Below are 11981 nucleotides of genomic sequence, written 5' to 3' on the forward strand. Positions count from 1 at the left end.
AAAAAGAAGTGCGGTGGAAATTTTTTGATTTTTTCACCGCACTTAAATTTGCACATCTTACCCGTTTAATTGACTTCCACCGGCTTTACAATCTCACTTGGATAGCAGCCAAGTATTTTAAGATAATTACTATATTCTCTTAACTCCTCTAGCGCTTGTTGTACGGCAGGATTATGGATATTCGCATCAATTTCCAAATAAAACATTTCATCCCAAGGCTGGCCATAAATCGGACGAGATTCTAACTTCGTCATATTAATATTGTGCTTTTTAAATACCAATAACGCGTCCACCAATGACCCCGCTTGTCGTTTATTGGTTGTCATCAGCAATAAGGTTTTTGCCTGAATTTGAGACGATACCGCAACAGGTGCTTTCGCTAATACAATAAACCTTGTAATGTTATTTTCTTGGTTGGCAATGTTATTTTTGAGTACACGCAAGCCGTACAGATGACCGCCATCTTCATTACCTAACGCAGCAATATTTGGCTTGTTCAGGCTCGCTACAAGCTGCATTGCGTGAGAGCTACTTTCGCAATATTCAATATGCACACGGTCAAGGCGACGAATAAATTGACTACATTGTTGGATAACTTGCGGGTGGCTGTATAACGTGTCAATTTGGCTTAATTCCCCCTGCTCTGTGGCTAATACACAATGTTTTATCGGATACGCTAATTCTCCGATTAAAGAAAGATCCGTATGTTGCAATAAATCGTAAACTTCATTAATTGAGCCTGATGTGGTGTTCTCTAGCGGTAAAATACCGTAATCCGCCTCGCCATTTTGCACTTTTTCAAAGACTTGCTCAAAAGAACTACAACTTAGTTCAATAAATGGTTTTTGATAGCGTGTTGCGTAACTACGCGCCGCAAGGTGAGAATAAGAACCGCGTTTACCTAAGAATGCAATATGGCTATTTTGCTCACGCTGTTCATTGAGTTTCTTTTGTAGATAAGCTTGTTGAGTGAGTACAGAATCTTCAATAATTTTTTGGAAAATTTGCGTAATATATTGCGGATCAAGCTGATAATTTTGTGTTTCTGCAAACTGAATCAGCTCTTGTAATAATTGCTGTTCACGTTCTACATCACGCAACGCTTTTTGTGTGATTTCCTTACTACGCACAACATCATAAGCTAAACGATGACGTTCCGAAAGCAGTTTTAATAAACTGCGGTCAATTTGAGTGATCTGTTGTCTGATTTCTGCTAAATCCAATGCCATTTTATTCTCTCAGTTGTGGGGAATGGAGCTAGGATAAACAAGATTGTCAAGGAGATCAAATGAATATCGTATTGCGCACAATAAAATTGCCAGTATCCAGTATAATGCTTTTACGATGATGGCTTTTCCCACATTTCTTATGAGAGATATTCCCGATACTTTTTTAACGTATTCACCTACCTATTCAGCACTAAAAATTATTTAATCCAGAACCCTAGAGGTTACGCATTTTTCACCGCACTTTTTCTTATCAGGAAAAAGATCATTTCTAAAATGCCGATTGTTTGGGAGGAGGGGGAAATTTATAATTGGCGAAAATTTCCCCTAATGTATTGAGGTTATAATAATGAACATTTCGCTGATTATTGGCAGTTTAAGCAAACAATCTATTAATCGAAGTATTGCAAATTACATCGTTGCTCAGTTTCCTGCTGAGGTAAAGGTGCAGGAAGTACGCATTGATGATTTGCCTCTTTACACACAAGATCGCGATAAGGAAAGCGTGGCAGAATATGATCGCGTGCGTGAGCAAATTAAAATGGCTGATGCAGTACTCATTGTTAGCCCTGAACATAATCGCGCAATACCTGCAGCCACGAAAAATATCATTGATATTGCTTCTCGACCTTATGGACAAAATTTATGGCAAGGTAAGAAAGTGGCTATTGTTACTGCCTCACCGGGCGCTTATGGCGGGATTAATGCGGGTCTGCAAATTCGTCAAAGTTTACAAAGCATTGGTGCGAATGTGCTGATTTCTCCAGAAATTTTTCTTAGCCGTGCGACGCAAGCACTTAATGAACAAGGGGAAGTAGCAGATGAACGCACCGCGGGTTTTTTAAGTAAGTTTGCACAAACTTTTATTCAATGGGCGAAAGCATAAGGCAATAAACTAAAGCATAAGGAACGAAAATGAGCGTAGATAAATTAAATGCAATAACCAAAGATGTCGGTGGCATTCCTGTAGCGCGTTTGTTACCACAAGCGGGTAAGCGTACCATTGGGGCGTGGTGTTTTCTTGATCACGCGGGGCCATCAGAATTTACCGATGATAATGCGGGCTTGCAAGTCGGTGCGCATCCACATACCAATTTACAGACGTTTACGTGGATGCTTGAAGGGGAAGTTTGGCATCAAGATAGCCTTGGTTATCGTCAATTAATTAAGCCCAAACAAGTGAATTTAATGACTGCTGGCACTGGTAGCCAGCGTGGCATTAGCCATACGGAACAAACCCCTGAAGGCGTGCATCAACTTCACGCGGTACAGCTTTGGATTGCGCTCCCAATGGATCAAGAGATTGAGCCAAATTTTCAACATTATCCTCAATTGCCTGAATGGCAGGAAAATGGCGTAAATTATATTTTAACCACCGGTAGCTATCAAGGCAGAACCGCACCAACACAGCAATATAGCCCGTTAGTTGGCGTAGATATTCAATTTCAACAGTCCCAAACACTGCGTATAGAACAGCAACCAAACTTTGAATATGGCGTACTGGTACTGAAAGGCAACGTAGAGATTGAGGGGCATATTTACCAACAAGATCAACTGGTTAGTTTAACGGATTGCCAAGCCCACGAATTTAACATCAAAGGGGAAGCGGGCAGCCATATTATGCTGCTCGGGGGAGAACCGCTCACACATAAAACCTTAGTGTGGTGGAATTTTGTCGCAGATAGTCAAGCGGCTTTGCGTCAAGCTGTGGAGGATTGGAATAATGGGCATTCGCGTTTTGGACATATTGATCTGGAAGGTACGCGCTTACGTCGCTTAATTGCGCCTGAAATGCCTGCCAAATTAGTGGAATAAACGAACGTTACGCTTAAGCCCTTTGTAAAAAGGGCTTTCTTTTAGAATAAAAAGTTGTGAAAAAAACACCGCACTTTTCTATTTTAGTTTCTAGCACAATTAGGCTTCCACAAAAGCTAAAGCCTGTTCCACGACATTAATACCAGCCCCCGTTTTATGGGCGTTTTCGCTGAGATGTCTGCGCCATTGACGGGCGCCTTTACAATGTTGGAATGCGCCAAGCATATGGCGGGTGATGTGATTAAGATGAACGCCTTGTGCAAGCTGTTGTTCGATATAGGGGAACATTTTTTCCACTGCCTCTTTGGGATGAATAATGGGGCATTGTGGATCAAACAAGGCGTGGTCAATATAGCCTAATAAACTCGGGTTTTGATAAGCTTCACGCCCAACCATCACGCCATCCACATAACGCAGATGTTGTTGCATTTCTTCAATGGTTTTAATCCCGCCATTAATGCTGATTAAAAGTTGTGGAAAATCCCGTTTTAGCTGATAAACACGCTCATAATCAAGGGGGGGAATTTCACGATTTTCCTTCGGGCTTAATCCACTGAGCCACGCTTTGCGTGCGTGGACGATCAATTCTTGACAGCCTGCTTGTGTCACTTTCTGCACGAAATCACAGAGAAATTCATAGCTATCAAGATCATCAATGCCAATACGGGTTTTTACCGTGACAGGAATATCCACCACAGACTGCATACGCTGTACACAATCTGCAACTAAATCCGCTTTCGCCATCAGGCAAGCACCAAACATTCCGTTTTGCACGCGATCAGACGGGCAGCCCACGTTTAAATTAATTTCTTGATAACCACGCTCGGCGGCAAGTTTTGCACAATGCTGTAATTGTTCGGGATCACTCCCGCCAAGTTGAAGTGCCACAGGGTTTTCTGCCAGATCAAATTCCAAATGATCGTACTTGGCGTGAATAATTGCACCTGTGGTGATCATTTCCGTATAAAGCAATGCGTGCTGACTGAATTGGCGATGGAAATAACGGCAATGGCGCGTTGTCCAATCAAGCATTGGAGCAACAGAAAATCGCCCACGATAAAAGTGCGGTGTGTTTTTTATTAATTTTTGTTGGGTCATTATTTGCTTTCTTCTTGTACGGCTTTTGGCTGTTCTTGCTGCTTTAACTCAGCTTGTTTTGCCTGCTCTTGAATACGCTGGCGGAAACGCCCTGCGGCAAAATGATAGAACGGTTTCGCATTAAACTGGCGTGAAATGATAGAAGCGATAAGACTACAAATCAAGAGCCAAAATAGTACAGGTTCACTGGATGTCATTTCCATTACTACCACGCTTGCTGTTACAGGGGATTGTGTTGCCCCGGCTAAGAACGCCGCCATACATAATAAAACCAGTAAACGTTGATCTACAATGCCCCCTGTAAGCGACCAGATTTGTACACCAATGCCCGCTCCCGTGGTTAATGATGGGGTGAAAATCCCCCCAGCCGTGCCTGTCCAATAAGTTGCAACGGTGGCGAATAGTTTACTTATGCCTACTTCACTCCCTATTTCGACACCACTCAATGCTTGAGTAACCACTTCATAGCCTGTGCCATAAGTTTGTCCGTGGGTGAATGTGCCAAGCCCCGCAAGGATTAAGCCTAAAATAAAGGCGGTATAAATAGGGTGACGGCGAATCCACCCGCGAATTTTAGCCGGTGCAGTGCCAGCCACCCCTTTAGCTAATAAGCGAGCAAAAATACCGCCTAAAATGCCACTTACTATGCCACATAATGCAACCCATAAGAACATATAAGGCACGGAAGTTTCCCCTTGATAATTGGGAAAATAGGGGTTATTGCCCTCAATGGCGACCAAAATAAACCCTGCGGTGAGTACCCCGAGTAGCACACGGCGTTCCCAACGGAGCAAAATGCCACGCCCTAATTCTTCAATCGCAAAAATCACCCCAGCCAGAGGGGCATTAAATGCTGCTGCCAGTCCACCTGCCGCACCCGTTGCCATTAATTCATTGGCATTTAAGCCTTTAAATGCCAAACCGTGGCGACGACACACGTTGCCCCACGCATACATTACCGCCGCGCCCACTTGTACAGAAGGCCCTTCGCGCCCCACTGATGCACCAAATAACATCGCTAAAAAGGTGAGTGGGATTTTCCACAGCGTTTGTCCAAAGGCAATGAGCTTACTTTTATTGGCGCTATACGGCATATCAATTGAAGCGATCACTTGTGGAATGCCACTGCCCGAAACATAAGGGGTGTATTTAGCGGTAAACCACGCCAAAAAAGCCAGTCCTAAAGGCAGTACAATCCATACGGCATAAGGATATTTGGCACTCCAGTGGGCATTCCAATGTAAGGCTAAATCGGCAAATTTGGCAAAACCAAGGGAGAATAAGGATACCAACGCTGCACCGATTAACAGACAGGAAAATTCAATGGTTTTACGCGAAATGCGATAGCTTTGGCGTAATTTTCGATGAATAAAATGACGAATTTTTTGGGTAAATCGCATTAACATTTTAGCTAGCAGAGATGAAAATGAATTGAGGGAAATTATAGCAATATTTTCTTATGCAAAATATGCCAAGGATCAATAAGATGAAAAATTGCTAAAAAAACACCGCACTTAGTTTCCCGTACGGTGTGATTTCATTAGGGATTAAGCCTGATCACCAAGCAATACACTTTCTAACGCAATTTCAATCATTTCATTGAAAGTCAGTTGGCGTTCTTCCGCGCTCGTTTGCTCGTGGGTACGGATATGGTCTGATACCGTACAAATGGTTAAGGCTTTTGCGCCAAATTCTGCCGCAACACCGTAGATGCCCGCTGCTTCCATTTCTACGCCTAAAATGCCGTATTTTTCCATCACATCAAACATTTCAACATCAGGGGTATAGAAAAGATCAGCCGAATAAAGGTTACCCACACGCACGTTGATGCCTTTATTTTTTGCTGCTTGTACGGCAGCTTGGGTCATTTCAAAGTCGGCAATGGCAGCAAAGTCATTATCTTTAAAACGAATACGATTGACTTTTGAATCGGTACAAGCACCTAATCCAATAATCACATCGCGTAGTTTCACATCAGCACGTACTGCACCACACGACCCGACGCGGATAATTTTTTTCACACCATAATCGGTAATTAATTCTTTGGCGTAAATGGAACAAGAGGGAATTCCCATTCCGTGTCCCATTACCGAAATTTTTCGCCCTTTGTAAGTGCCTGTGTAGCCTAACATATTACGCACATTGGTAACTTCTTTGGCATCTTCCAGGAAGGTTTCCGCAATGTATTTGGCACGCAATGGATCGCCGGGCATTAATACTACATCAGCAAAAGCACCTGCTGGGGCGTTGATATGTGGAGTCATAATAAAGTCCTCTTATATTGATTAATCTTGGTCGTTAAAATTAAGGATTGATTTACCGTAATCCATTGGTGATAAGCCAAAATAGTCGGCAATAGTTTGCCCTACATCAGCAAAGGTTTCACGTTTGCCTAAAAAGGCTTTTGGTACTTGTGAGCCATAAAGCAATACGGGAATATGCTCACGAGTATGATCCGTGCCGTGCCAAGTTGGATCGCAACCGTGGTCGGCAGTGAAAATAAGCAAATCACCTTCATTCATTAAGGCTAATAGTTCTGGGATACGGCTGTCGAAATATTCTAATGCAGCGGCATAACCTGCGACATCACGGCGGTGGCCGAAATCAGAGTCAAAGTTTACAAAGTTAGTGAAAACGATGGCATTTTCGCCCGCTCTTTTGACTTCTATAAGGGTTTTATCGAATAATTCTGCCAAGCCTGTGGCTTTGACTTTTTCGGTAATGCCCGTATGGGCGTAAATATCAGCAATTTTGCCGATAGAAATCACATCCCCTTGTTTTTCTTCGACTAATTTCTGTAATACGGTTTTCGCGGGTGGCTCAATGGCATAGTCTTTACGGTTACCGGTACGAGAAAATTCGCCAGCTTTATTGCCAATAAACGGGCGAGCAATGACACGCCCAATGTTGTAATCGGCTAATTCTTCACGCACAATTTCGCATAATTCGTACAGCTTGTCTAAGCCGTAGGTTTCTTCGTGGCAGGCAATTTGGAAGACGGAATCTGCCGAGGTGTAGAAAATAGGTTTACCTGTTTTCATATGTTCTTCGCCCAGTTGATCTAAAATCACGGTACCAGATGAATGGCAGTTGCCAAGGTAACCTTCTAAGCCCGCACGTTCGACAATACGATCTAATAAAACCTGTGGAAAGCTGTTTTCGTGATCGGGGAAATAGCCCCAATCGAATAATACTGGCACACCTGCGATTTCCCAATGCCCTGACGGGGTGTCTTTACCTGATGAAATTTCTTTCGCATAAGCATACCCACCAATCAATGCGGGGCTTGGATTAAAACCGGCTGGCAATTCGCTGCAAGATTCTTTGGCGGCTAAGCCTAAGCCCAGTTTTTCAAAATTAGGCAAATGAAGTGAACCTTTGCGCCCGTTTTTGTCTTCCAGCCCTTCGGCGCAGCGTTGTGCAATATGACCTAAGGTATTTGCGCCTTTATCGCCAAATTTTTCCGCATCTTCACTTGAACCGATACCGAAAGAGTCTAACATCATTATAAATACGCGTTTCATTTTAAGCTCCTTAATTATTGAACTCTGTGTTTGGGCGACAGAATGTTTGCTTTATTTGGAAGCGGAAAATGCTCATTGCTTCCTTATTGGAGAAATCCTAATCTCCTTGTAACATAATGGTAGCAAACGTTTTCTTTGCCTTAATATGACAACACCACGAACAATGTCGTGGCGTTATCGAAAAAATGTGATGAAATTTTACCGCACTTTACAGCGCCGCACCACTTAAACCGATAAATAAACCGGCTATGGTTGCACTCATCAGATTAGCTAATGAACCTGCAATTACCGCTTTAATACCAAGACGTGCAATATCACCACGGCGACTTGGTGCCATTCCACCTAAGCCTCCAATTAAGATCGCGATAGAACTGAAATTTGCAAAACCACAAAGGGCGAAGGTAATAATTGCTTTTGTTTTATCGCTTAATTGTACCGCTGCATCCGCTGCAAGGTAAGGGGCAAATTCTAAGTAGCCAACAAATTCGTTCACCGCTAATTTAATCCCGATCATTTGACCTGCAATGCCCGCTTCGTTCCAAGGTACACCGATTACCCAAGCTAATGGGCGGAAAATCCAACCTAAAATTAAGCCAAGAGAAAGTTCTGGCATACCGAACCATTCGCCAATGCCACCTAATAAGCCATTCACTAAGGCAATTAATGCGACGAATGCAATTAACATCGCGCCCACATTCATTGCTAATTGCATACCAGATGACGCCCCTGCTGCGGCAGCATCAAGGATATTTGATGGCTGTTCTAAATCAACTTTTTCAATGTCATCGTTGAATTTTTCTGTTTGAGGCACGATTAATTTTGCAAACAATAAGCCAGCTGGTGCAGCCATAAAGGATGCTGCGATTAAGTATGGCAATGGCACGCCTAAGCCGGCATAACCAGCTAATACTGAACCTGCGATAGACGCCAATCCACCACACATCACGGCAAATAATTCTGACTCAGTCATTTTACTGATATAAGGTTTGACAACGAGAGGCGCTTCCGTTTGTCCAACAAAGATGTTTGCGGCAGCAGACATTGATTCCGCTTTGGAAGTGCCTAATGCTTTTTGTAAGCCACCACCAATAATTTTAATAATCCACTGCATTACGCCAATGTAATAAAGTAAGGAAATCAACGCAGAGAAGAACACAATAATCGGTAACACACGAATAGCAAAAATAAATCCGTCATTACCAAAAGCTTTAAATGATGCATCAGTTGCTAAACCACCGAAGACAAATTTAACCCCTTCATTTCCGTAATTTATCACTTTGCTTACGCCATTGGATAAGGCAAGCAAAATATCACGTCCAACTGGCACATAAAGAATAAATGCACCAATCAGAATTTGAATTAACAACGCCCCACCGACTGTGCGCAAACTAATTGCACGGCGATTACTTGATAACAGAACGGCAATAGCAAGAAGTACAACAATGCCCAGCACACTTATTAAGCTACTCATATTAGAATTTCCTTAAATGTAAAATTGAGATAAAAACGCAAACGCATTTTACTGTTTTTTGTAACGAAATGCTTGCAAAAATGTACAAAAATGTGAAGGCAAGCGATTGCTTTGCGGTAAAAATGCGCAATTTCTTAAACATTTTAGCTATATGTTATAGAGATTAAGCAGTTGGGATTTAGGTAAATTTCCTTTATCATCATATCTCAAAGTGCGGTGCAAATTTACGATCAATTTATCTATGAAAAATCAATTTAACGTGCTTCCTCAAACGCCTTGGACAGCAAAAAAACATTGGTCAATTGAGTATCATTCCCTAGTAATGTTGATTATTTCTTTAACCATTTTAGGTATGGGGGAAGGCTTACTTTTACTGGCAAATTTAGGTTCAGCCCCTTGGACTGTGCTTTCGCAAGGTGTGGCATTACAAGCGGGCTTTAATGTTGGTTGGGCATCACTTATTATCAGTGCCATTGTTATGCTGATGTGGTTTCCACTTAAACTTCGCGCAGGTTTAGGAACGGTGTTAAATACCTTATTGGTTGCCTTGTCTTTAGGTATCACGGTGGACTTTATTTCCGTTCCTCACTCTATGCTACTTCGCTTTACTTATGCCTTACTAGGTATTCTCTTATTTGGCATAGCTTCCGCATTTTATCTCACTTGTCATCAAGGGGCAGGCCCTCGTGATGGGCTAATGGTTGGCTTATGTCAGCGATGGCATTGCAAAGTAGGCATAGTCAGAACCCTAATAGAGATTACTGTTTGTGCTATTGGCTTTTGTCTTGGGGGGACGGTAGGAATTGGAACATTACTCTTTGCATTTAGTATTGGCTGGGTTGTGCAATTAACATTAAATACCATTGGTTATTGTCTTAGGTTAAAAAAATAGTGCGGTACTTTTTTGAATACTTTTTCTTTTGTGAGAAGATCTATTACACTTAGCAAAAAAGTAATTGAATAAGGATGAAATTATGCCAACAATCAGCGTTGCAATGATTATAAAAAATGAACAGCAAGATCTTGCACAATGTTTAGAAAGCGTGAAAGATTGGGTGGATGAGATTGTCATTTTAGACTCAGGTAGTACCGATAAGAGCAAAGAAATCGCGCTACAATATGGGGCTAAATTCTATGAGAATCGCGATTGGCAAGGCTTCGGCAAACAACGCCAACTGGCACAGCAATACGTAACCTCTGATTATGTGTTATGGTTAGATGCTGATGAGCGTGTTACAGATGAGCTGAAACAACAAATTCAGCAAGCTGTGGAGAAAAATTTGCCTAATGTGGTGTACGATATTCCACGTATCAGCGAAGTTTTCGGGCGTTTAATTCGTCATTCAAGCTGGTATCCCGATTATGTTGTGCGATTGTATCAAACCCAATATGCAGGCTATAACGATGCCTTGGTTCACGAAAAAGTGATCTACCCAGAAAATACGACAGTGCAAAAACTAACGGGAAATTTGCTTCATTATCCTTATAAAAATTTACATCATTATCTGGTTAAATCAGCCAATTATGCCAGCGCGTGGGCAGAACAACGGGCAAAACAAGGAAAAAAAGCCACATTATTTCAAGGCATTACCCACGCAATCGGGTGTTTTGTCAAAATGTATCTCGTAAAAGCCGGTTTTTTAGACGGCAAACAGGGATTTTTATTGGCAGTGCTTTCTGCATTTTCTGTTTTTTCCAAATATGCTCAACTATGGTCAAAAAATATCTCTTCCCTAAATAATGATTAAAGGTGATTATATGAATAATGTTAAACCGGCGATTTTATTTATTAATATGGCAAAAGGCTTTGGCGGCGGGGAATTCCAAACCGAGCAATTAATGTTAATGTTACCTGACTATCAAGTTTACTTTTTTGGAAAAAAGAAGGGTAAATTTATCCAGAAATTAAAAGCATACAAAAATATTACTATTTTGAATTTTTTTCAGCTTATTAAACTTGTACTTAGTAAAAAAGCACTGATTATTCATGCTCAAGATGGTAGAGGTGCGCACATTGCAGGTTTCCTTAAATTGATTTCAGGTAAGCCTGTTGTAATAACAAGACATGTTGCATTTCCATTTAAACATAAGTCATCCACAAGATCTTATAAAAATGCTGATGTTTTAGTCGGTGTTAGCGAACAAGTCAGCCATAACTTAAAGGCGTTGAACAGTAATGTTAAAACAATTTATGGCTGTATAAAGCCTTTATTAGAGAATAATGAATTTGAGCAAACGTTTTTTTCAGAGAAAAAAGGGAAATTATCTATCGCTCATATTGGTAATTTACAAAAAGTGAAAAATTTTGAATTAACGATTGAGCTAGCAAAAAGCTTGCCTGAAATATTATTTTATATCGTTGGTTCAGGTGAATTAGAACAAGCCTTAAAAGAACAAGCAAAAGATTCAAATAACATTATTTTTATCCCTTTTACACCTTATATTGGTTCTGTATTTAAGCATATCAATTTGCAAATTATTCCTTCTCATTCTGAAGGTTTGGGGGCAGTAATATTAGAAGGGTACCAATATGGCGTTCCTGCACTAGCAAATTCTGTTGGTGGCATACCTGATATCATTGCAAATAACAAGACAGGCTATTTAATCAAACATAATACAATAGAATCTTATCAGTACGTTTTAACAGAATTACTTAATGCTCCAGAAAAACTTATTGAGCTAAAAGAGAATATCAAGATGTATATGCAACATAATGATTTTTCAGCACAAAATATGGCAAGACAGTATGTTGAAATTTATCGCGTTCTCTTAAAAGAGAAATCCTAGTCATTGTCGGCTATACAACAGCGAATATTTGTTGCCTTTTTAGCGAGAAAGAGTATAATC

The 11981-nt window shown here is 41.1% G+C and carries 11 protein-coding genes; 5 read left to right on the forward strand and 6 right to left on the reverse strand.

Going from position 1 to position 11981, the window contains the following annotated elements:
- Positions 1-65 precede the first annotated feature (65 nt).
- Entirely contained in the window at positions 66-1229 is a 1164-nt protein-coding gene (pheA, locus tag L5B83_RS01615; RefSeq protein WP_250363468.1) for a prephenate dehydratase, read from the reverse strand.
- 346 nt (positions 1230-1575) lie between these two features.
- Here pheA and L5B83_RS01620 point away from each other — a divergent pair, with 346 nt between their 5' ends.
- Both L5B83_RS01620 and L5B83_RS01625 read left to right on the forward strand, forming a co-directional pair.
- Entirely contained in the window at positions 1576-2112 is a 537-nt protein-coding gene (locus L5B83_RS01620; RefSeq protein WP_265777348.1) for an NADPH-dependent FMN reductase, read from the forward strand.
- Positions 2113-2141: 29 nt separating this feature from the next.
- Entirely contained in the window at positions 2142-3041 is a 900-nt protein-coding gene (locus tag L5B83_RS01625; RefSeq protein ID WP_265777349.1) for a pirin family protein, read from the forward strand.
- A gap of 99 nt (positions 3042-3140) precedes the next feature.
- On the opposite strand, the gene dusA is transcribed toward L5B83_RS01625, so the two are convergent.
- From dusA to L5B83_RS01650, 5 genes are all read right to left on the reverse strand, one after another.
- Positions 3141-4139, reverse strand: a complete 999-nt coding sequence (gene dusA, locus L5B83_RS01630) for a tRNA dihydrouridine(20/20a) synthase DusA (RefSeq protein ID WP_265777350.1) — start codon at positions 4137-4139, stop codon at positions 3141-3143.
- Entirely contained in the window at positions 4139-5545 is a 1407-nt protein-coding gene (locus L5B83_RS01635; protein WP_442780618.1) for a chloride channel protein, read from the reverse strand. The genes dusA and L5B83_RS01635 overlap by 1 nt, the downstream gene beginning before the upstream one ends.
- A gap of 141 nt (positions 5546-5686) precedes the next feature.
- The gene (deoD, locus tag L5B83_RS01640) at positions 5687-6403 is read right to left on the reverse strand and encodes a purine-nucleoside phosphorylase (protein WP_250351019.1); all 717 of its coding nucleotides are present in this window, start codon (positions 6401-6403) and stop codon (positions 5687-5689) included.
- 21 nt (positions 6404-6424) lie between these two features.
- Entirely contained in the window at positions 6425-7663 is a 1239-nt protein-coding gene (gene deoB / locus L5B83_RS01645) for a phosphopentomutase (protein WP_265777352.1), read from the reverse strand.
- Positions 7664-7871: 208 nt separating this feature from the next.
- On the reverse strand, positions 7872-9134 hold the full coding sequence (locus tag L5B83_RS01650) for a NupC/NupG family nucleoside CNT transporter (protein ID WP_250364006.1): 1263 nt from the start codon (positions 9132-9134) through the stop codon (positions 7872-7874).
- Positions 9135-9375: 241 nt separating this feature from the next.
- Between L5B83_RS01650 and yczE the strand changes: the two genes are divergently transcribed.
- The 3 genes from yczE (at position 9376) to L5B83_RS01665 (ending at position 11921) form a co-directional block, all read left to right on the forward strand.
- Entirely contained in the window at positions 9376-10026 is a 651-nt protein-coding gene (yczE, locus tag L5B83_RS01655) for a membrane protein YczE (RefSeq protein WP_265777353.1), read from the forward strand.
- Positions 10027-10108: 82 nt separating this feature from the next.
- A complete protein-coding gene (locus tag L5B83_RS01660) occupies positions 10109-10882 on the forward strand; it encodes a glycosyltransferase family 2 protein (protein ID WP_265777354.1) in 774 nt (257 codons plus the stop codon).
- 10 nt (positions 10883-10892) lie between these two features.
- A complete protein-coding gene (locus L5B83_RS01665) occupies positions 10893-11921 on the forward strand; it encodes a glycosyltransferase family 4 protein (protein ID WP_250351014.1) in 1029 nt (342 codons plus the stop codon).
- The last annotated feature ends 60 nt before the right edge of the window (positions 11922-11981 follow it).

Source organism: Avibacterium sp. 21-599 (genome assembly GCF_026226765.1).
GTDB lineage: Bacteria > Pseudomonadota > Gammaproteobacteria > Enterobacterales > Pasteurellaceae > Avibacterium.